Consider the following 21,312-nt stretch of genomic DNA (forward strand, 5'->3'; position numbering starts at 1 on the left):
GCAGATTATCCCGCATCTTGATGGCTTTCAGTTATCTCTGATCGCTTTACTCAGCAGGACGCGGCATGCTGCTACTATAGAAATGGCAGCGACTTCAGGATAGCTGTGTTGTGTATCACAAGGAGAAAAAATGAAACTATTCATTCGGGCGATAATCGTGGTGGCAGTGGTCTGGTTAGGGATGCTGTTAACCGGCTATGGCGTGCTTACCGGCAGCAATAAAAACGCGGCAGGGCTGGGCTTACAGTGTAGCTACCTCACTGCACGCGGCATGATCACCGCGCAATATCTGCATACCGACAGCGGTATCGTGGGTGTGACGGATTGTCCACTGCTGAAGAAAAGTGGTGAAGTGGTCGATAATTAATCATCAAAACTGGCTGGCGACAGCCCGTTATGCTATTCAGAATGGGTAGCTGTGGTAGCCCATTTGATCGGAAATATTGCGCGCGGCACGATGCAGCATCGCCACATATTCGTTTTTCGCTTCTTCGGAAAATCGAATGGTCGGGAACGAGATGCTCAATCCGGCAATCACTACGCCGAAGCGGTCGAAAACCGGCACAGCGATACAGCGCAAGCCTTCTTCCTGTTCTTCGTTGTCTTCACCAAACCCCTGCACTTTCACCTGATCTAACACCTCAAGCAACGCTTCTGCACTGACGATGGTATTCGCGGTGCTACGACGAAACTCGACGTCGCTCAGGATCTCCTGCACCTCAGTGCGATCGCGCCATGCCAGCAATACTTTTCCGATGGCGGTGGTGTGCAGCGGATTACGACGCCCGATGCGCGAGTACATGCGCAGGTTATACAGCGAATCGATTTTATGGATGTAGACAATGCTGTCTTCTTCCAGCGCACCAAGGTGAATCGTCTCTTTAGTCAGGCGTGACAGTTCGCGCATTTCGACATCGGCACTACGAATCAGGTCGACGTTTTGCAGTGCCTTGGCACCCAATTCAAACAGCTTGAGCGTCAGCGAATATTTTTCACTTTCCCCTTCCTGCGCCACGTAACCCAACGATTTCATGGTCTGCAGAAAGCGGTATACCGTGCTTTTCGACATCATCACCCGTTGCGACAGCTCGGTGATACCATGATCGCGATCTTCGCCCAGCGCCTGTAAAATGCCGAACACTTTCATTACCGAAGAAACGGAGTCTGGCTGTTTATCGTTATCACTGCTCGCCATTGCGCGTATCCTTTTTTGACGGTGTTTCAAAAAAAACGGAACATGAGCGTCAGTATATGCGTTTCAGACCAGTGGCAGCAATGACTGGCGTTCAGCGACACATTCCTTCGTAATTTTATGTCAATCAATGCGGTGCTTTCCGGCACGAAATTGATTAGCATGATGATATTCACTTCCTTCACTTATTCCCTTTATGTCTCCTACAGTTTCTCAGGATGGATTACCTGTTCCGCAGCGATACGGCGCGATTATCACTATTGCGCTAGGTATCATGATGGCGGTGCTGGATGGCGCCATCGCCAACGTCGCTTTACCGACTATTGCGCGTGAACTGAACGCCAGCCCCGCTGAATCAATCTGGATTGTTAACGCCTATCAAATTGCGATTGTTATCTCGCTGCTGTCGCTCTCGTTTCTGGGGGATATGCTGGGTTATCGCCGTGTTTATCAGGTAGGCCTGGGGTTGTTTATCGCCACCTCACTCTTCTGCGCCCTCTCCTCTTCTCTCAATATGCTCACCGTGGCGCGCATTCTGCAGGGATTTGGTGGTGCAGCATTAATGAGTGTGAATACAGCTCTGATTCGCATCATCTATCCACAGCGTTTTCTTGGCCGCGGTATGGCGATCAACTCGTTGATTGTCGCGGTGTCGAGCGCAGCGGGTCCAACGGTGGCCGCCGCGATTCTCTCCATCGCCAGCTGGAAATGGCTATTCCTGATCAACATACCTTTAGGGATTGTTGCCCTGTGGCTGGCGCTGCGTTTCCTGCCCGATAACACGCAAAAAGCCAAACAGCAGAAGTTCGATATTCCCAGCGCCATCATGAACGCCCTGTTCTTCGGCCTGCTCATTTCGGCACTTAGTGGCTTCTCTCAAGGGCAGGACCGCTGGTTGATTCTGGCTGAAGTGGTGGCATTGGTGCTGGTAGGCGTGGTGTTTGTTCGTCGTCAGTTGGCGATGCCAGTGCCGCTGTTGCCGGTTGATTTGCTGCGCATACCGATCTTCTCGCTGTCGCTCTGCACCTCGATTTGCTCATTCTGCGCGCAGATGCTGGCCATGGTTTCATTGCCGTTCTTCCTGCAGAACGTGCTGGGGCGTGATGAAGTCGCTACCGGACTTCTGCTCACGCCATGGCCGCTGGCCACCATGGTGCTGGCACCGATTGCGGGACGGCTGATTGAGAAAGTCCATGCAGGTTTGTTAGGGGGTCTGGGGCTGGCGATGTTCGCGGCAGGCCTGTTCCTGCTGGCGCTGCTGCCTTCGCAGCCATCCGACATTGATATCATCTGGCGCATGATGCTGTGCGGCGCGGGCTTTGGTTTGTTCCAGTCACCAAACAACCACACCATCATCTCCTCTGCACCACGTCATCGTAGCGGTGGCGCCAGCGGGATGCTGGGGACGGCGCGTTTGGTCGGTCAGAGCAGCGGTGCGGCGCTGGTTGCGTTGATGTTTAACCTGTTCAACGATAGCGGAACGCATGCGTCACTGATTTTAGCGGGAAGTTTCGCTACGGTAGCGGCCGTTGTCAGCATGTCGCGTATGACGCAATCGAGTCAGACTGCTGAGTCTTGAAAAACAACAAGGTTGCCCAATTGGGCAACCTTGTTCATTGCAACAGCCAATCATTATTTCAGATAGTCGCCGTTACGCAGCGCTTCGATACGCTTATCGAGCGGCGGGTGCGACATAAACAACTCGCTCAACGATTTGCTTTTACCGTTGATACAGAACGCCATCATGCTGCTTGGCTCCTGCGGCTCGTAGCTGGTTTTCAAACGCTGCAGAGCGGCAATCATCTTCTCGCGGCCAACCAGTTTGGCTGAACCTGCATCCGCGTGGAATTCACGGTGACGTGAGAACCACATGGTAATGATGCTGGCGAGAATACCGAACACCAGTTCCAGCACGGTCGCGACCGCAAAATAGACCAGCGGGTTGCCGTTGCTGCTCTCTTCACCGTCGCGGTTACCTGACAGGAAGCCCGATGCCACCTGCGCGATAATACGCGAAATGAAGATCACGAAGGTGTTCACCACACCCTGAATCAGCGTCATGGTGATCATGTCACCGTTAGCGATGTGGGCGATTTCGTGCGCCAGCACCGCTTCCGCTTCATCACGGCTCATGTTCTGTAATAAACCGGTAGAAACTGCGACCAGTGAGGCATCACGGCGTGCACCGGTAGCAAAAGCGTTAATGTCTGGCGCGTGATAAATCGCCACCTGCGGCATCGCAATGCCGGACTGTTGAGCCTGGCGACTGACGGTATCCATCAGCCAGCGTTCTGTCTCGTTACGGGGTTGTTGAATCACTTCACCGCCGACGGAGCGTAACGCCATCCATTTAGACATCAGCAGTGAAACAAACGCACCGCCAAAGCCAAACAGACCTGCCATAATCATCAGACCCTGAACACTGCTTGACTGAATTCCTGTCAGACTCAGAATCAGTCCGAATACCAACATCACCGCCAGGTTGGTGACCAGGAAAAGCGCAATACGCATCATAAACGTTAATCTTCCTCAGTTGTGCTCGCGCTCATGCGCGGATATACATCCTATGTCCATTGCGCAGGTTTTCAAGCAACCTTAATCTTTAAGTGTCTAAAAAGACATAACTTTACATTTGGTAATGATGTGCGCAAATCGGCCCATAAGCCGCAATGAACAATAGCTCTGGTGCAAAAAAAAACACCGCCGGAGCGGTGCTTTTCATTCAGCGAAAATTTACTTCGCGCCTTCTGCAGCAGGCTGGGTTTTCTCCAGCTGCGCCATGTCATTGGCGATTTTCACCGTTTCGTCCAGATACGGGTCCGGCTCTTTATAGTCTTTCGGCAAATCTTCGATGCTCTTCAGCGGGGCTTTGCCTTCTGCCTGATAGCGCGCGTTAATGCGTTCCAGACGCAGTGCATCATCTTCGTGGTTCTCTTTCTCACGCTGGCCGAGATTGAGCGACACGATATTGCGTTTGTCTTTCATCGCGTCAAAGCGCGCAATATCTTTCATGATGTACTGGAACTCGCGATCTTTAGCGATACGATCGGCGTGCTCTTTAGTCAGCTGCGGCACCAGCGCGGTGATATCACCGGTTTTGGTGTAAGTCGCGGCATTCACGCTATCCCATGGCAGCGCGTTGTCCTCAAACTTCTCACCGGTTTCCGCCGCTTCTACGCCGGTTGGCATCAGCAGATCCGGCGTCACGCCTTTACGCTGAGTACTGCCACCGTTGATACGATAGAACTTCTGGATGGTGTATTGCACTGAGCCCAGCGCCGGCCATTCAGGACGCAGCATCTGATCGTAGATGCGGTTCAGCGAACGGTACTGCTGAACGGTGCCTTTACCAAAGGTCGGTTCACCGACAATCAGTGCACGGCCGTAATCCTGCATCGCTGCAGCAAAGATTTCAGATGCGGAAGCACTGAAACGATCGACCAGCACCACCAGCGGACCTTTGTAATAAACGATGCCGTCGTTATCACTGTCCTGGCGCACGCGACCGTTGTTGTCACGCACCTGCACCACTGGGCCACTTGGAATAAACAGACCAGACAGTGATACCGCTTCGGTGAGCGCTCCGCCGCCGTTGGTACGCAAATCAATCACGATGCTGTCGACGTTCTGCTTCTGCAGTTTTTGCAGCTGTACTTTCACATCATCAGTCAGGCCAACGTAGAAACCAGGAATATCCAGTACGCCAACTTTCTCCTTACCGACGTTGTGCACGGTGCCTTTAACAGCACGGTCTTCCAGACGGATCTTCTCACGCGTCAGCGTCACGGTACGGGTTTTGGTGCCCTTACCGGCTGGCAGGATTTCCAGGCGCACTTTGCTGCCTTTCGGTCCTTTGATTTTGGAGACCACATCATCCAGACGCCAGCCAATCACATCTTCCATTGGCTTGCCTGGCTGGGCAACACCGACAATCCGGTCGCCGACACTGATGGATTTACTCTTAGCAGCCGGACCACCGGCGACCATGGAGTTGATTACGGTGTAATCGTCGTCCATTTGCAGCACCGCACCGATACCTTCCAGTGACAGGCTCATTTCGGTATTGAACTGCTCGGTGTTACGCGGCGAAAGATAGTTGGTATGCGGATCGATTTCATGCGCAAAGGCGGTCATCGCCAGCTGGAACACATCTTCGCTGTTGCTCTGCGCCAGGCGGCGGATAGCAAAGTTGTAACGCTTGGTCAGCGTTTCACGGATCTCTTTGTCATCTTTGCCAGCCAGTTTCAGGCTCAGCTCATCATATTTAACTTTGGCATCCCACAGCGCATTCAGCTCATCGCTGCTTTTTGGCCATGGCGATTTTGCACGGTCAATGTCGATGGTGTCATTGCCGCTAAAGGTCATCGGGCGGCTCAGCACGCTCAGCGCATATTGATAGCGCTCAAAGCGGCGTTTCTGCGCCAGATTATAGAGATCGTAGAACACATCCAGCTTACCGCTGCGCAGTTCATCACCGAGGGTGGTTTTCTTGTCGGCAAATTGGGCAACGTCCGAGGCCAGCAACACATTATGGTTGTAGTCGAGCAGATTCAGGTAGCGATCAAAAATTTTCGCGGAGAAATCCTGATTCAAATCGAACTGACGATAGTGTGAGCGGGTAAAACGCGAAGTCACGCGTTCACTGACGGTAGGATGCTGCGGGTCTTCATGTAACTGTGGAATCTGATCAGCGCGAGTAATGTTATCTGCGCCAAAGGTGGGGCCTGCTAACAGCAGGCCCGCGATCATACCGATCTTTAAAATTTTGTTCATGCCGAGGTCAGCCTCCGTTTCAGAACTGCAAGTGTTCTGCGCGCACAATCATTGCCATGCCGGAAGCGAGTTGCACCCGAACGCCATCCTTGGTGATTTCAAGAATGGTGGCGTCCATTGCACTTTTCCCTGCTTTAACTTTGATGTTCTGGCCGAGCTGCAAAGTTGAGGTGTCAGTGACAGGTACGGCTCGCGGTGGGCGCGGTGCAGCATTACGTTCTGCAGATGCGGCACGCGGTGCCTGTGGACGAGGCTTGCGTGGTGCGTCGCCTTCAGCCGGCTTGCGAGGAGCAGGTTTGCGCGGACGACGTTCAGCGGTCTCTTCACCGGCTTCACGTTTCTTCGCTTTTTGCTGCTCACGCTGCGCCTGAACGCGCGCTTTGGCTTCTTCCAGCTGCTTGCGTGCATGTTCGACGTGTTGCTCGTCCAGCACGCCACAGGCGTTGCCATCGAGATCAACACGGATTGCACCCGCTTTAATGCCGTACAGATAACGCCAGCTTGAGGTATAAAGGCGCAAGGCTGAACGCAGTTGCGTCTTGCTCAGGTTGTTTTCACCCTGAACGCGCTCAACCAGATCCTGGAAGATACCGATTTTAAGCGGACGCGCTTCACCTTCGGCGCTAAAACATTGCGGAAAACGTTCCGCCAAAAAGGCGATCACTTCTTTACTGCTATTCAACTTAGGTTGATTTTCCATGAAATTTCCTGATTACTACGGGTTTGCCGACCAGAGCAGGCATGAACAGGCGACATTATAATGACAACATCGCCAAATGCTATGTGATCCAGTCGATTAGCTGCGTGACAGTTGAATAAATTTTTCGATGTCACTGCCCGCCAGCACTTCACAAAGCCCGTCGGTAAGGGCCACCAGCCCCGTTTGATCCTCGTTATCGAAGCGAGAATAAACCGTACTATCAATGTCTAACACACCCACTAAGGTGCCGTTCACTTTCAGAGGAATCACGATTTCGGCGTTGCTGGCCGCGTCACAAGCGATATGGCCTGGGAACGCATGCACATCCTCAACGAGCTGTACTTTATCCTCTGCAATCGCTGTGCCACAAACCCCTTTGCCCACCGGAATACGAACGCAGGCAATTTTGCCCTGGAACGGGCCCAGCACCAGCGTATTCGGCTCGGTCAGCAAGTAGAATCCTGCCCAGTTCACGCCTTCCAGACGTTCAAACAACAGCGCACTGCAATTACCCAGTGCCGCCAGGAAAGAGGTTTCGCCCGCTAATAGTGCACGGACATCGCGATTTAAATCCTCGTAAAAGGCTTTCTTGTTCATTGTTTAACCATAACTCGTCACTGTCGTGAGCTTGTTGTCACTCAGTTGTTAAAATAAGCACTAATAATCCAGCCCCATCAGGTGAATCATTGTGTTAGTTACTATACCCTTAGCAGTCGGTGGTTAAGACTATTCTTGTACCACTCCCTATTGCAGTCAGAATGCTCTGAACAGCATGCCGGTAAACGTAACGAACGATGGGCCACTTGCGTCACCTATGAAAATTCACGCTATCAGCCAGACGTTGCCCCACGCACGTTATCAGCGTTGTCCGCAATGCGATACCCTTTTTTCCTTACCGGATGTGAAATCGCATCAGTCGGCGCATTGCCCGCGCTGCCATGCAAAAATTCAAAGCGGCCGCGACTGGTCAATGACGCGACTCACCGTGATGGCGGTGACTATGATCGTGCTGATGCCCTTCGCCTTCAGCCTGCCATTGGTAGATATTCGCTTGCTCGGCATGCGTATCAACGCCAGCCTGGTGGAAGGCGTGATCCAGATGGCGCAACAGGGCAACGTCCTGACGGCCTCAATGGTGGCGTTCTGTACCATTGGCGCGCCCGTAACTTTAGTCGCGGGCATCTGCTATTTATGGATTGGCAACGCCCTCGGGATGAACCTGCGTCCGGTGCTGCTGATGCTGGAGAAGCTGAAAGAGTGGGTGATGCTGGATATCTATCTGGTCGGTGTGGCGGTCGCTTCTATAAAGGTGCAGGATTACGCCGCGCTGGAAGTGGGCTATGGTCTGGTGGCCTATATCGCCCTCACGGTGCTGAGCCTGCTGACGCTGATTCACCTTAATGTTGAAGAGCTGTGGGAACACTATTATCCGCAGGCGATACCGACCTCACCTCCTGAACAGTGGCAGGTGTGTCTGAACTGTCATCAAACCGGCGTGCCGGACGATCGCGGGCGCTGTATGCGTTGCCATACGCCACTGGATTTTCGTCGCCGCCACAGTTTGCAGAAGTCCTGGGCTGCATTGATTGCTTCGATTGTCTTGCTGATCCCCGCTAATCTGCTGCCAATTTCGGTGGTGTACGTTAATGGTGCTCGCCGGGAAGATACCATTTTCTCGGGTATTCTTGGTCTGGCTTCAGGCAACGTGCCGGTGGCGGCGGTGGTGTTTATCGCCAGTATTCTGGTGCCGTTTACCAAAGTGTTAGTGATGCTGACTTTACTCATCAGCATCCATTTTAAATGCGAACAGGGCATAAAAACCCGTATTCGATTGCTGCGTGCCATCACCTGGGTGGGACGCTGGTCGATGTTGGATCTGTTCGTGATTGCGGTCACCATGTCATTGGTGAATCGCGATCAACTGCTGGCTTTTACCATGGGACCTGCCGCCTTCTATTTTGGTGCGGCAGTCATCCTGACCATTATGGCTGTAGAGTGGCTTGACAGCCGCCTGATCTGGGATGCACATGCAACAGGAAACGCAGACTACACCGACTAACGCGAATCTGCGTAACAAACGCAAGATTTCGCCGTTCTGGCTATTGCCCATTATTGCCCTGCTGATTGCTTGCTGGCTGTTGTGGACCAATTATCAGGAACGCGGTACCACGATAACCATCAACTTCCAGACCGCGGATGGCATCGTGCCAGGCCGTACGCCGATTCGTTATCAGGGCGTGGAAGTGGGAACGGTTCAGGGTATTGTGCTGAGCGATGATTATCACAGCATCCAGATCAAGGCCAGTATCAAGAGTGATATGCGCGATGCGCTCAAGGACGACACACAGTTCTGGCTGGTGACGCCAAAAGCCTCTCTGGCGGGTGTTTCTGGTTTAGATGCGCTGGTAGGCGGTAACTATATCGGCATGATGCCGGGCGGCGGCAACCCGCGTGAGCACTTCACCGCGCTGGATACGCAGCCAAAGTATCGCGTCAATACCGGAGAACTGCTAATCCACCTGCACTCCCCCGATTTGGGATCGCTGAATACCGGTTCACTGGTCTATTACCGCAAAATCCCGGTGGGACGCGTGTATGACTACAGCATCAATGGCAATACCGAGGGCGTGACGGTCGATGTGTTGATTGAGCGTCGTTTCGTCAATCTGGTGAAAAAACAGAGCCGCTTCTGGAACGTGTCCGGTGTGGACGCGGACGTCAGTCTGAGCGGTGCCAAAGTGAAGCTGGAAAGCCTCGCCGCGCTGGTCAATGGTGCCATCGCCTTCGATTCTCCTGAAGAAGGCCAGCAGGCCAACAGCGACGAAAACTATCAGCTTTACCCCGATCTGGCACGCAGCCAGCGTGGTGTGCAGATCAGCCTTGATTTACCCAACGGCAACAATCTCAAAGCGGATAGCACGCCGCTGATGTATCAGGGTCTGGAAGTCGGCACCCTGACCAAACTCAATCTGCTGCCGGGCGGTAAAGTCACTGGCGAACTTACTGTTGATCCTTCAGTGACCGGCCTGATGCGCAGCGGCACGCGCATTGAGATGCGCGCGCCTAAACTGAGCCTGACTGACACCAATCTCAGCAGCTTGCTGACCGGTAACACCTTCGAACTGGTGCCAGGCGAAGGTGCCGCGCAGGATCACTTCACTGTGTTGCCTGCCAGCGAAACCCTGCTGCAGAAACCGGATGTGTTAACAGTGAAACTCAGCGCGCCGGAAACCTACGGTATTGATGGCGGTCAGCCAGTAATGCTCTACGGCATGAAGATCGGACAGGTCATTTCACGTCAGCTGGATGAGGATGGCATCAGCTTTGCGGTGGCAATCAATCCGGAATATCGCCATCTGGTGCATGCAGACAGCAAATTCATCGTGAATAGCCGTCTTGATGTGAAGTTTGGCCTGGATGGGATGCAAGTGCTGGGTGCCAGCGCCCGTGAATGGGTTGACGGCGGTATCCGTCTGGTGCCGGGCGCGAAAGGTAACCCTTCCGCACGCTATCCTTTATATGCAGATGCTGAACGTGCCCAGGAAGGCATTATCGGTGACCAGCCGCCGACCACACTGAAACTCACTGCCAATAGCTTGCCGGATGTGCAAGCCGGATCAGTGCTGCTGTATCGCAAATTCCAGGTGGGTGAAGTGGTGGACGTGGTGCCTCGCGCCGATGCCTTTGAGATCGCCATCCACATTGAGCCGCAATACCGCAAGTTGCTGACCAACGAAAGCGTGTTCTGGGCCGAAGGTGGCGCGAAAGTGCAGCTGAACGGCAGCGGCTTAACGGTTCAGGCTTCGCCGCTCAACCGTGCGCTGAAAGGGGCGATCAGCTTCGACAACCTCACCGGCGCCCAAGCGGCGAAAGGTGTGAAGCGCGTGCTGTATGCATCTGAAACGGCTGCCCGTGCGGTGGGCAGTCAGATTACCCTGCATACCTTCGATGCCAGCAAACTGGCCGCGGGCATGCCGATTCGCTATCTCGGCATTAATGTCGGTCAGGTTGAATCGCTGGCGTTGAGTCAGGACAACAATCAGGTGGTGGCGAAAGCAGTGCTCTATCCTGAATATGTGCAGGACTTCGCACGTATCGGCAGCCGCTTCTCGGTGGTTTCACCTGAAATCTCCGCTGCGGGCGTCAACCATCTGGAAACCCTGCTGCAGCCATACCTAAACGTGGATCCTGGTAAAGGTGCGCAGGCGCGTAGCTTCGAGTTGCAGGAAAGTACCATCACCGATTCGCGTTACCTCAACGGACTCAACATTTATGTCGATGCCACCGAAGCCGGTTCGCTGTCGCTGGGTACGCCGGTGCTGTTCCGTGGTGTAGAAGTGGGCACGGTAACCGGCACCTCGCTGGGCAACATGGCGGATCGCGTGCAGATCGCGCTGCGTATCAGTAAGAAGTATCAGCATCTGGTGCGTAACAACTCGGTGTTCTGGCTGGCGTCTGGCTATAACCTCGACTTTGGTCTGATTGGCGGCGTAGTGAAAACCGGTACCTTCCAGCAATTCATTCGTGGCGGCATCCAGTTTGCTACGCCACCAACCGTGCCGCTGGCACCGCAGGCCGGCGCAGATAAACACTTCCTGCTGCAGGATGAAGCCCCGAAAGAGTGGCGCAGTTGGGGAACGGCGATTCCGTCCTCCAATTAACCTATCGGGCAGCCTGCGGGCTGCCCGTTTTATTTGCACGTGTTACACTTCCCCCTTAATTTCATACCCCGGTAAATGTCCGTGTCCGATCGCTTTCCTGAAGATTTCCTTGCGCTGATGCGCGCCAGCCTTGCTGATGAAAATGAACTGCAGCGTTTCCTGACCATCAGCCAGCAGCCGCTGCGCCGTAGCCTGCGCGTCAATACGTTAAAAATCAGCGTGGAGGCGTTTTTAGCACGCACTGCGCACTACGGCTGGCGCCTGACGCCGGTTCCCTGGTGCGCCGAAGGATTCTGGATCGAGCGGGAAGATGAGACATTGCCGCTGGGCAGTGTGGCCGAGCACCTGAGCGGTTTGTTCTACATTCAGGAAGCCAGCTCCATGCTGCCGGTCACCGCATTATTTGATGCCGCGCCAGAAGCACGCAAGGTGATGGATGTGGCCGCTGCACCGGGCTCCAAAACCACGCAAATGGCTGCGTTGATGCGCAACGAAGGCGTGATCCTTGCCAATGAATATTCAGCCAGCCGCGTAAAAGTGCTGCATGCCAATATCAGCCGCTGTGGCGTCAGTAACGTGGCGCTGACCCACTTTGATGGCCGCGTGTTTGGCGCTGCCCTTCCCGAACAGTTTGATGCCATCCTGCTGGATGCGCCCTGCTCCGGCGAAGGTGTGGTGCGCAAAGATGCCGATGCCCTGCGCAACTGGACGCTGGCCAGCACCGAAGAGATTGCCGCGACCCAGCGTGATCTGCTCGACAGCGCATTTCATGCCTTACAGCCCGGGGGCACGCTGATTTACTCCACCTGTACACTGAACCAGATTGAGAACCAGCAGGTCATCGCCTGGCTGCAGCAGCGCTATCCCGATGCAGTAGAAATCGTGCCGTTGCACGATTTGTTTGATGGTGCCGAGCGTGCATTGACGCCAGAAGGCTTCCTGCACGTCTTCCCACAGATTTTCGACAGTGAAGGCTTCTTTGTCGCGCGCCTGCGCAAAACCGCCAGCATCCCGGCGCTACCTGCTCCCACTTATAAAGTGGGGAAACTGCCCTTCTCGCCTGCCAGCCGCAAGCTGATCGCCGAAGTGCAGCAAGCGGCAGCCAAAGTGGGCATTGAGTGGGATGATCAGCATTCGTTGTGGCAGCGCGATAAAGAGCTGTGGCTATTCCCGGCCGCACTGGAAAGCTGGCTCGGCAGAGTACGCTTTTCACGTATTGGATTAAAATTGGCGGAAACCTTCCCGAAAGGCTATCGATGGCAGCATGAAGCCGTGGTTGCCCTGACGCAACCTGGCAGCGCACTGGAGTTTGAACTGACGGAAGCCGAGGCAGAAAGCTGGTATCGCGGCCAGGATATTCGCCCTGAAACCGCACCGACGCGCGATGAAATGATCGTAACCTATCAGCAACAGCCATTGGGGTTAGCTAAGAAGGTCAGCAACCGCATCAAGAACAGCTATCCACGCGAACTGGTGCGCGACGGGCGTTTATTCCGCTAAAGCTATTGAAGCTGAACCAGCGTTAAGCGATTACCGAATACAGCGCCGGTGTCGATGTAATGCTGGTTCGCCACATTGAGCGGCTGTTCCAGCGGCGTGTGGCCAAAATAGAAATCGCTCGCGCCGTCGATACTGGCGGAAGCGCCGCGATGATGGCGTCCCAGCCGATCGCGGCTCCACACCACCTGATGCCAATCCACATCCTGACCCAACTCATAATGGCTGGATGGATAGTCGGCATGAGCAATCACCACTAAGCGATCGGCTAACTCAAGGTGCAGAATCAGCGGCAGATCGGCACAGCGTTTCAGCGCATGGCGCGCCGCAATTAGGTCTGCCCCTTTTAACTGCCAGAACCAGTCACCGCCGTTCATCATCCACAGCATGGGGTCTTGCCCTTCCAGCGCCGACAACGCCATCTGTTCATGATTACCGCGCACGCAGCGAAACCAGGGCTCCTGCAACAGTTGTAAGCAGCCAGGGCTGTCGGGACCGCGATCAATCAAGTCTCCAACTGACAGCAGCAGATCTTGTTCTTTATCGAAGTCATGCAGAATCAACTGCGAATCCAGTTGAGCGCGGCAACCGTGTAAATCACCGACCACCCAAATGTTACGCCACGTTTTGGCACTTACCGTTTGGTAAAACATGTAATCTTCCCCGGTTGACTGGAAGTTTAGTGAACCCGGCATAAAGTATAGTCCGGTGAGATGAAGCCAGGGGAGGGAGCAACGTGAGCAGCCGTAAACAATTTGTTGGCGTATTGGTGTTTATATTCATTGGCAGCCTGTTGCTGCTGGAATCGCTGGCGCGTTTGGTGCATCTGCTGTTTGTAGGCTGAAGGATTTTACATCTCAGAAGTTTCACCAGTGGCTGCGTCCTGCAGCCCTGATGAAAGTCCCGTCCGGCGCTTATCTCCGGCGCTCATTGAAGGCGTTAGCTCTGTGCGGGACGGCGGCCACTTTATCAACTCAGACAATTCCGAACAAGTTAAATGATATTAACTATCATTCTCATCATTAAGATTTACGCTTCGCTTACATTAGTGATGGTAATTTAAGCTTTCGCCCTTCCTGCCGATAACGTCCTATCCCTTCTACACCTTAATGAGATTATGAAAACGCTTTCTGTTATCACACTTATCCTGTTGCTGGTTAGCATGCCCACTCACGCCAAAAAGCATGTTGAACTGATCGAGCAAGGCAGTTACATCAACAGCGAAGGACAATCGATTCATCGTCCCGCACACACGCAAAATAATGACATCCCCGATGGCGCAACCGCTCGCTGCCGCGATGGTTCCTATAGTTTCAGCACCCATCATCGTGGAACCTGTTCTCGTCATGGCGGTGTTGCGGAATGGCTGGCATCTTAAGCCACACGCAATAAGCAGTATGTGCCAGGCTTAAAGGACAGTATTTTCTTAAGGAGTGAGCAATGAAAGACTATTATAAAATCGATCTTGAGCTTTTTATGAAAAATAACGCGGATTTGATTCGCGAAATAAAAAGCAAAGCGCCGGTTTATGCGGATGAGTTGGGATTAGAGGTGGTGCAATATATTAACCGTGAAGTGAAACAAGCCCATCTGGATTATATCGAAAGCCTTGGCGTGCGCGATCCCTATGAATATTACGTGTCGCAACATGAAGAAGATCGCCACCTGGTTGACACGCTGATTGCTCAGCATCGTGCGACTTTACACCACACCGCTTAACTGACTGATTTGCCACACTAGCCGTGTGGCAAATGGCGTTCTCTAGCGCGAGAGAAAGAATATCGCCAGCAGGAAGAAAACCCACAATCCTGCAAAGGTCGCAAAGCCGACACGAGGCGTTTTTGTCCGACCGACCACAACACCGATAAAGAGGCTCAGTAGCGTTAAGGTGCCAATCATTACCCAGAGAAGATATTGCGCATTTGCCATGAAGGATCCTTATTAATCGGCAATTAAAACAGTGCGCACTCTTATACCATTTTTCACGCTAACTGGCTGCTGTTAAATGTCCGCATCTTTCGTGCTGGCTTGGATTCATTACGCCGTTGGATGACCACAACGCACGGCTTTTAATTGTTCCAGCTCATTTAGCCGCGCTGTCGCATGCTTGTTGGCACTGGCCTTGGCGATACCGTTGCCGATGCCAAAATCGCCGATGAAACCAATCACCGTTAGCGCATCAAACTCACCGGTTTTGTCAATCTGCTGCTGGACGTTGTGAGTTTTGGCGATCTCTTGATCCAGTGCCGCACAGTTGTAGGTTTGCGCTTCTTCATCACTGACTTTAGGTGATTGCGGATATTGTTTCAGCGCACAGCCGCTGAGCATCAGGATAGTGGTGAACAGTACAGCAGGTTTGAACATCTCAAGACTCTCGTTCGGGTGGCAGGGTTTGCGGGAAGTTGAGAGAAAATGTAGCACGTGCAGCGTGGCGCGATTGGCTGATTAAATGGGCGAATGACGGGTATTTTGCGCAAAGATTGGGTAAGGATTGCGGGAGTGGAATTTGATTCGGATTTAAAAATTTCGGACAAATTTCGGGAAATTAAGGCGAGGAACTAAATTTAATTATTAAAATCAATCATATAAAAAAAGACCCAATACGATTCCTGTATCGGGTCCAGGGAAATGGCTCTTTGAGAGCCGTGCGCTAAAAGTTGGCATTTTTGAAGGCGAGTTCGCCTTGCCATTTAAAGGTAGTCCAAGGGTGATTATTTTCCAGCCAACGGTCACGATGCGGTAAGGAAGCTGCCAACTCTGTGATCGTGCTGACACATCGGGAAAGCAAGCGTAGCGGCAAAACTGTGCGCTACGCCCGAATTTTTGCAGGGATTACTTACCGCACAGCTGTTGCGCGCGATCGACGATCGGCTGCAGGCTCATCTTCTGGCCCGGATGTGCTTTATCTTCCGCCACGATGGTATCGATGGATTGCTGAGTGCCTTTACCCGCGCCGGCGCGTGCATGCGCTTTATCATTTAACGGATACTGCAACAAGGTGCTCGGATTGATGGCAAACAGCGCGCCGTCTTTCTCGCAGGTCAGCATCACTTCTTCGCGGGTGAACGGCCATTTGTCTTTGCCAATCTCAAAGCGGCTGACGGTAATAATCTGCGCGGCCATCGCCTGGCTGCACAGTGCCATCAGAATGCAGGCTGGAATCAATTTCTTCAGCAAAATATCGACCTCATTTTTCATTTATTACAATTCAGGCCGGAGACAGCGTAGCAAACACGCTGACCAATCCGACAACAACAATGGCCAGCAGCAGCTCGAGCTGCGTCAGGCGAATAAACTGCTGCGGCGCGTGACTACCCGCGACGCGAAAACCTGGCACCAGAACATAACGATTGATCAGCGCAATGCCCACCATCATCATCACCAGCATCACTTTGACCACCAGCATCGCACTCCACAGCGTGGTGCCCCAATTGAGCGGCGTGCCACCAATCATCAGGCTGTTGATCAGCCCGGTTGTCAGGGCCAGTGCGACTGCCAGGTGCCCGTAACGTGAAAAACGAATCATGCAGCGAATCGCATCGGTGCGATACGCAATCTGTCGGGCCTCACGCATCAGCAACAACAGGGGCAGTAAACCGCCGGTCCAGAACGCGGCGGCAATCAAGTGAAGCGCATGATTGATCTGCTGCAGCAAGTCGGGTAAACCATCGCGCATGGCGGCGTGCCCGACGCCTGCCAGCGCCACCAGCTGTAACAAACCACTCACCAGCAAAAGCTGCTGGCGCAGTGTGCCACGCATCAGCAAGGCCAGCGTGCTCAGCAGTGCGAAGCCCTGCTCCCAACGCCACACTGCGCCGAAGCGCGTCGCTAAAACCGCCTGCCAGGTTTCCAGGTCACCGACATTGTGCCAGTCACCGCTCATCAAACCGGTTTGCGTGGCCAGCATCAACACCGCGCTAAGCAGGCTTAACAGCGCCGTCGTGACTAAAATTTTGTGCAAACGTTGCGCCAGCACCGGGCGATAACGCCGCGGTGCCAGCAGAGCCGTATAGAACGCGCTGCCAGCCAGCAATAGCACCGCAATAAAATGCAGGGCGCGCAGGACGATCCACAACGTACTCAGACCCATGGATTACTTCACGCTGAACGCGTAGCTTCCCTTGGTTTTGTGTCCATCAACGGACAACACATGCCAGTTCACCTGATAGTTGCCGGATGGCAGCGGTTTGCTGATCGGCACGATCAACTGATCATGCTGCTTGTCGTTAATTTTGGCTTTTTCCACGGCCATCGGCTGATTCTGTGCATTGAGCACCTCAACACCGCTGAAGGCAGGCTCAACATCTTCAGTGAAGGTCAGCGTCAGATTTTGTGGCGAGCTGTCGATCACCGCTTTATCGGCAGGAACCGGTGTTTTCAGGTGAGCATGTGCCAGTGCAAACTGACTGAAGACCAACGTGGATGACGCAAGCAACAGCGCCACAATCGGGTTTAACGCAGTTTTCTTCATCACTTCTTCCCTTTGCAATGCGGCGCTCTGCCGCAAACGTGGCAGCAGGATACGCCGCTGGCAAAGACGTGTCGAGACTTGCGGTGCGATCCAATTTCCTTGATCCGTAAAGGGGAAACCATTACTTTTGCCCCTGTTTATCAGGAGAAATGCATGAGCCAAAACCTTGCCCTGTTGTCGCAGGAAGAGAAAGACAAAGTGAATGTCGATCTGGCCGCCGCAGGCGTGGCCTTTAAAGAGCGCTACAACATGCCCGTGATCGCGGAAATGGTCGAGCGCGAGCAGCCGGAAGCCCTGCGCGAGTGGTTCCGTCAGCGCTTGATGGGTTACCGTCAGGCATCGCTCAGCCTCTCTCGCCTGCCCTACGAACCTAAACAGAAGTAATTAATCTATGTTACGCGTTATCGATACCGAAACCTGTGGCTTGCAAGGCGGCGTGGTCGAAGTGGCGTCGGTGGATGTGATCGACGGCCAGATCGTCAATCCAATGAGCGATTTGATTTGCCCAGACCGCCCGATCAGCCGTCAGGCCATGGCAGTGCATCGCATCACGGAAGCGATGGTCGCCGACAAGCCGACGATTGAAGAAGCGATTGGTCGCTATCATGGCAGCCCACATTACGTGGCGCACAATGCCAGCTTTGATCGTCGTATGTTACCGATCATGCCCGGTGAATGGATCTGCACTATGACACTGGCGCGACAGCTGTGGCCGGGCATCAAATACGGTAATCAGGCACTGCGTCACAGCCTGAAGCTGGACGTCACGCCACCCTCTGAACTGCATGCGCACCGTGCGTTATATGACTGCTATGTCACTGCCGCACTGCTGATCCGCATCATGGAGACTTCCGGCTGGAGCATCAGTGATATGGTCGGCCGCTGCCAACCCGCTGAGGTGAGCGGCGATGTGTTCCCGTTTGGCAAATATCGTGGTCAGAGCATTGGCAGTATTGCGCGCAAAGATCCTGGCTATTTACGCTGGGTGCTGGAGAACGTGAGGGATTTGCGCCCACCGTTACGGCAGGCGCTGCGCAAGTACGTGAAGGTTGATCAGTAGTCGACGCGGTCTGGCAAGCTACCCTGCGCCAGGCCGATCAGGAAAGTAAACTCCTGCGCCACCCCTTCATATGCTTTGAAACGCCCCGATTTACCGCCATGCCCGGAGTCCATCTCAGTGCATAGCAGTAACAACGTGTCGTTAGTTTTCAGCTCCCGCAGTTTTGCCACCCACTTTGCCGGTTCCCAATACTGCACCTGGGAATCGTGCAGCCCGGTTGTGACTAACAGATGCGGATAGGCTTTGGCCTCGATGTTGTCATACGGGCTGTACTGCCGAATGGTGTGGTAATCCTCTTCATGTTCCGGATTGCCCCACTCATCATATTCGCCGGTGGTCAGCGGGATCGATGGATCCAGCATGGTGGTGACCACATCCACAAACGGCACTTGTGCCACTACGCCGTTGAACAGGTCGGGCGCTAGATTGATCACGCTGCCCATCAGTAAACCACCGGCGCTGCCGCCCATCGCATACAGCTGTTGCGGATCACCCAAACCTTTCGCCACCAGCGCCTGCGTCACATCGATGAAGTCAGTAAAGCTGTTCATCTTATTTTTCAGGCGACCATCGTCGTACCACTGCTGACCCAGTTCGCCACCGCCGCGTACATGGATAATCGCGTAGACAAATCCGCGCTCCAGCAGGCTAATGCGACTGGTGCCGAAACTGGCATCCATGCTACTGCCGTAAGCGCCGTAGCCGTAAGCCAGCAGTGGATTGCTACCCGGTTTGAAGTGTTTGCGATGATAGACCAGCGATACCGGCACTTCAGTGCCATCACGCACGGTGATCCAGTGGTGTTCGCTTTTGTAGTCGTCTGAGTTGAAGCCCGGCACCGGCGTCTGTTTCAACACCCGGCGATCGCCCGTCTCCATATTGAGTTCAAACAGCGTGGTCGGCGTGGTCATGGATGAGTAGCCATAACGCAGCGTGTCACTTTCCGGTGAAGGATTGTATGCCAGCCAGGTGACGTAAGCCGGGTCGTCAAAGGCGATCCCGATGCTTTCTCCACTTTCCCAGTTGATCTGGCGCAGCGTGTTGACGCCGCGCTGGCGCTCTTCCACCACCAGCCAGTGGCGGAACAGCTGGAAATCCTCCAGCACCACGTTATCGCGTGCCGGAATCAACGCCTGCCAGCGGTTCTCGGCCAGCCATGCGCTGCGATACAGGCCAAAGTTTTTGCCATCACGATTCGAGCGGATATAGAACTGATGATTGTAGTGATCGATGCTGTACTCATGATCGCGGCGACGCGGGCAGAACACCTGCGGCTGAGCATCCGGATACTCGGCATCAATCAGCTGTATCTCACTGGTAGTGGTGCTGTACATCGCAATCAGGATGAAGTGCTCGGAGGTGGTTTTGTGCACGCTGAGGTGGAAGCTCTCATCCTTCTCTTCATAAACCAGCTGGTCGTCTGATTGCGGATGACCTAACTCATGGCGCCACACCTGATAGGCCAGCAGCGTTTTTGGATGCTTGCGCACGTAATACAGCGTACGTGAATCATTGGCCCACGCTACACTGGATGAAGCATCACTGAGCACTTCCGGATACCAGCTGCCACTCTCTAAATTACGAAAGCGGATGCCATACTGACGGCGCGATAGAAAATCTTCCGCCAGCGCCATTACCTGGTTATCGGGCGCGATCGCCAGTGCGCCCATGGTGTAAAAATCGCTGTGTGAGGCACGCTGATTACCGTCGATCAGCAGCTGCCAGGGCTCATCGGCTGGCGCTTCGACCGGCTGGCGAAAATAGAGCGGATATTCGTTCCCCACCTCATAGCGGCTTTGATAGCGATAGCCGTTCTTCACATAGGGCACGGAGTGGTCCTGCGCAGGAATGCGATCAACGATCTCTTTGAGTACCCGTTCTTGCAGATTCTCTTGCGACGCCATCATCGCTTTGCCGTACGCATTCTCGGCGTGCAGATGTTCCAGAACCTCTGGGTTTTCACGTTCGTCGTCGCGCATCCAATAGTAGTTATCGGTGCGCGATTCGCCGTGCAGATTCATAACATGAGGGATTTTGTTCGCTTGTGGCTGATGCATTCTGGCTCCTTTCCCTGAAAGACAACATTCAGCAAGCGTGGCACTTATCACGCGGGAAGCCAAGCAGCAGCGCACAGGAAGTGCAGTTAAGGGCCCCTGACAAGACCCTCTGTTCAATTACGCCGCTTTCTCCGCCTGAATATCGCGCTGAATGCCGTCGCGCACATCCTGAGGGATCTTCAGGGCATCACCCAGTGCAGATAGATAGCTACGCTCCATAAAGTGATCCACATCGATAGCGGCACAGCTGAGGAAGTACAGTTCCAGCGCCTCTTCTTCGTTTTTCACATCTGCCGCCAGCCACTGCGGATCGAGTGGACGGTTCATCGCTTGCTGAATCAGCGTTTCCGCCTGTGAACCATAACCCGCCTGGTGGATGTTCTGCTCAATGGCGGCGCGTTCACGATCGTCAATATGGCCATCACTCTTGGCAGCAAACACTAACGCAGTCACCAAACGTTCAGCTCGCTGGTCAACGGGCGTCTGCAGCTGACCAAATCCCGGCTCATCCTGATGGGTTTCACGCACGCGCTGCTTGTACTTATTCCACAGCACCGCACCTGCTGCCGCACCGCCGCCGACCAGCAAGGCTTTACCACCATATTTGGTCAACAGGCTTCGCGTGGACTTGCTGGCCACCAGCAATCCCGCTAAACCACCCAGCGCGCCGGGTGCCAGCATATCGCTCAAACCGCCAGCTTTGCCGTCGCCGCCCTTTTTCGCCAGCACCGACTGGATTTGCTGCAACCAATTGCTCATCGTTTAACTCCTGTTTAAGTTTCCGCGTTCCATGCTGCCGTAGCGAGTGTCAGGTAACGTCAGAGCGGGAAAAGTATGGCAAACCTGTTTAAGCCGAATGCGTGAGTACGCAAACGTTTTCGTATATACTGCGCGCGCATTT

22 protein-coding genes are annotated in these 21,312 nt (G+C 53.9%); 9 read left to right on the top strand and 13 right to left on the bottom strand.

The features are described 5' to 3' along the window. Window positions 1-130 precede the first annotated feature (130 nt). Window positions 131-367 carry a YobH family protein gene (locus ACXI0A_RS12905; protein WP_038646569.1) on the top strand — a complete coding sequence of 79 codons (237 nt, stop codon included), beginning with the start codon at window positions 131-133 and terminating at the stop codon, window positions 365-367. Between the two features lie 36 nt (window positions 368-403). On the opposite strand, the gene kdgR is transcribed toward ACXI0A_RS12905, so the two are convergent. Next, window positions 404-1,195, bottom strand: a complete 792-nt coding sequence (kdgR, locus tag ACXI0A_RS12910) for a DNA-binding transcriptional regulator KdgR (protein WP_224931770.1) — start codon at window positions 1,193-1,195, stop codon at window positions 404-406. Window positions 1,196-1,388: 193 nt separating this feature from the next. Between kdgR and ACXI0A_RS12915 the strand changes: the two genes are divergently transcribed. Next, a complete protein-coding gene (locus ACXI0A_RS12915; protein ID WP_224931768.1) occupies window positions 1,389-2,771 on the top strand; it encodes an MFS transporter in 1,383 nt (460 codons plus the stop codon). Between the two features lie 53 nt (window positions 2,772-2,824). Here the strand turns inward: ACXI0A_RS12915 and htpX are convergent, their stop codons facing one another. The 4 genes from htpX to ACXI0A_RS12935 all read right to left on the bottom strand — a co-directional run bounded on the left by htpX (window position 2,825) and on the right by ACXI0A_RS12935 (window position 7,262). Next, window positions 2,825-3,706: a protease HtpX gene (gene htpX, locus ACXI0A_RS12920; protein WP_038646563.1), complete on the bottom strand. Its 882-nt coding sequence runs from the start codon at window positions 3,704-3,706 to the stop codon at window positions 2,825-2,827. Window positions 3,707-3,925: 219 nt separating this feature from the next. Continuing rightward, entirely contained in the window at window positions 3,926-5,965 is a 2,040-nt protein-coding gene (gene prc, locus ACXI0A_RS12925) for a carboxy terminal-processing peptidase (protein ID WP_476148465.1), read from the bottom strand. 19 nt (window positions 5,966-5,984) lie between these two features. Continuing rightward, a complete protein-coding gene (gene proQ / locus ACXI0A_RS12930; RefSeq protein ID WP_476148463.1) occupies window positions 5,985-6,665 on the bottom strand; it encodes an RNA chaperone ProQ in 681 nt (226 codons plus the stop codon). Window positions 6,666-6,761: 96 nt separating this feature from the next. Next, window positions 6,762-7,262: a GAF domain-containing protein gene (locus ACXI0A_RS12935; RefSeq protein ID WP_224931762.1), complete on the bottom strand. Its 501-nt coding sequence runs from the start codon at window positions 7,260-7,262 to the stop codon at window positions 6,762-6,764. A gap of 217 nt (window positions 7,263-7,479) precedes the next feature. On the opposite strand from ACXI0A_RS12935, the gene yebS reads away from it, so the two are divergent. From yebS to rsmF, 3 genes are all read left to right on the top strand, one after another. Then, complete coding sequence (yebS, locus tag ACXI0A_RS12940) at window positions 7,480-8,724, top strand: membrane integrity lipid transport subunit YebS (RefSeq protein WP_476148461.1); 1,245 nt, start codon at window positions 7,480-7,482, stop codon at window positions 8,722-8,724. Next, on the top strand, window positions 8,693-11,326 hold the full coding sequence (locus ACXI0A_RS12945; protein ID WP_224931759.1) for a PqiB family protein: 2,634 nt from the start codon (window positions 8,693-8,695) through the stop codon (window positions 11,324-11,326). Before yebS ends, ACXI0A_RS12945 begins: the two co-directional genes overlap by 32 nt. A gap of 75 nt (window positions 11,327-11,401) precedes the next feature. Beyond that, on the top strand, window positions 11,402-12,826 hold the full coding sequence (rsmF, locus tag ACXI0A_RS12950) for a 16S rRNA (cytosine(1407)-C(5))-methyltransferase RsmF (protein WP_476148459.1): 1,425 nt from the start codon (window positions 11,402-11,404) through the stop codon (window positions 12,824-12,826). A gap of 2 nt (window positions 12,827-12,828) precedes the next feature. On the opposite strand, the gene ACXI0A_RS12955 is transcribed toward rsmF, so the two are convergent. Next, the gene (locus tag ACXI0A_RS12955) at window positions 12,829-13,476 is read right to left on the bottom strand and encodes a metallophosphoesterase (protein WP_476151048.1); all 648 of its coding nucleotides are present in this window, start codon (window positions 13,474-13,476) and stop codon (window positions 12,829-12,831) included. Window positions 13,477-13,940: 464 nt separating this feature from the next. Here ACXI0A_RS12955 and ACXI0A_RS12960 point away from each other — a divergent pair, with 464 nt between their 5' ends. Together ACXI0A_RS12960 and ACXI0A_RS12965 are read left to right on the top strand one after the other, a co-directional pair. After that, entirely contained in the window at window positions 13,941-14,201 is a 261-nt protein-coding gene (locus ACXI0A_RS12960) for a DUF3761 domain-containing protein (protein ID WP_476148457.1), read from the top strand. Window positions 14,202-14,263: 62 nt separating this feature from the next. After that, window positions 14,264-14,542, top strand: a complete 279-nt coding sequence (locus ACXI0A_RS12965; protein WP_476148455.1) for a hypothetical protein — start codon at window positions 14,264-14,266, stop codon at window positions 14,540-14,542. A 42-nt stretch (window positions 14,543-14,584) separates the two neighbouring features. On the opposite strand, the gene ACXI0A_RS12970 is transcribed toward ACXI0A_RS12965, so the two are convergent. From ACXI0A_RS12970 to copC, 5 genes are all read right to left on the bottom strand, one after another. Next, window positions 14,585-14,752 (bottom strand): hypothetical protein, encoded by a 168-nt coding sequence (locus ACXI0A_RS12970; RefSeq protein ID WP_167540447.1) that lies wholly within the window; start codon window positions 14,750-14,752, stop codon window positions 14,585-14,587. A 108-nt stretch (window positions 14,753-14,860) separates the two neighbouring features. Continuing rightward, window positions 14,861-15,187, bottom strand: a complete 327-nt coding sequence (locus ACXI0A_RS12975; RefSeq protein ID WP_476148453.1) for a hypothetical protein — start codon at window positions 15,185-15,187, stop codon at window positions 14,861-14,863. A gap of 468 nt (window positions 15,188-15,655) precedes the next feature. Continuing rightward, window positions 15,656-16,003, bottom strand: a complete 348-nt coding sequence (locus ACXI0A_RS12980) for a YebY family protein (protein WP_224932027.1) — start codon at window positions 16,001-16,003, stop codon at window positions 15,656-15,658. A gap of 28 nt (window positions 16,004-16,031) precedes the next feature. Further along, the gene (copD, locus tag ACXI0A_RS12985; RefSeq protein WP_476148452.1) at window positions 16,032-16,913 is read right to left on the bottom strand and encodes a copper homeostasis membrane protein CopD; all 882 of its coding nucleotides are present in this window, start codon (window positions 16,911-16,913) and stop codon (window positions 16,032-16,034) included. 3 nt (window positions 16,914-16,916) lie between these two features. Next, window positions 16,917-17,294 carry a copper homeostasis periplasmic binding protein CopC gene (gene copC, locus ACXI0A_RS12990; RefSeq protein WP_476148450.1) on the bottom strand — a complete coding sequence of 126 codons (378 nt, stop codon included), beginning with the start codon at window positions 17,292-17,294 and terminating at the stop codon, window positions 16,917-16,919. Between the two features lie 153 nt (window positions 17,295-17,447). On the opposite strand from copC, the gene ACXI0A_RS12995 reads away from it, so the two are divergent. Together ACXI0A_RS12995 and exoX are read left to right on the top strand one after the other, a co-directional pair. After that, the gene (locus ACXI0A_RS12995) at window positions 17,448-17,678 is read left to right on the top strand and encodes a DNA polymerase III subunit theta (RefSeq protein ID WP_084934460.1); all 231 of its coding nucleotides are present in this window, start codon (window positions 17,448-17,450) and stop codon (window positions 17,676-17,678) included. Window positions 17,679-17,685: 7 nt separating this feature from the next. After that, window positions 17,686-18,354: an exodeoxyribonuclease X gene (exoX, locus tag ACXI0A_RS13000; protein WP_224931751.1), complete on the top strand. Its 669-nt coding sequence runs from the start codon at window positions 17,686-17,688 to the stop codon at window positions 18,352-18,354. Here the strand turns inward: exoX and ACXI0A_RS13005 are convergent. Both ACXI0A_RS13005 and ACXI0A_RS13010 read right to left on the bottom strand, forming a co-directional pair. After that, window positions 18,348-20,411 carry a prolyl oligopeptidase family serine peptidase gene (locus ACXI0A_RS13005; RefSeq protein WP_479485260.1) on the bottom strand — a complete coding sequence of 688 codons (2,064 nt, stop codon included), beginning with the start codon at window positions 20,409-20,411 and terminating at the stop codon, window positions 18,348-18,350. The genes exoX and ACXI0A_RS13005 overlap by 7 nt on opposite strands. Before the next feature lie 117 nt (window positions 20,412-20,528). Continuing rightward, a complete protein-coding gene (locus ACXI0A_RS13010; RefSeq protein ID WP_034828672.1) occupies window positions 20,529-21,170 on the bottom strand; it encodes a tellurite resistance TerB family protein in 642 nt (213 codons plus the stop codon). Window positions 21,171-21,312: the final 142 nt, after the last annotated feature.

This window comes from Pantoea sp. C1E2 (genome assembly GCF_056491465.1).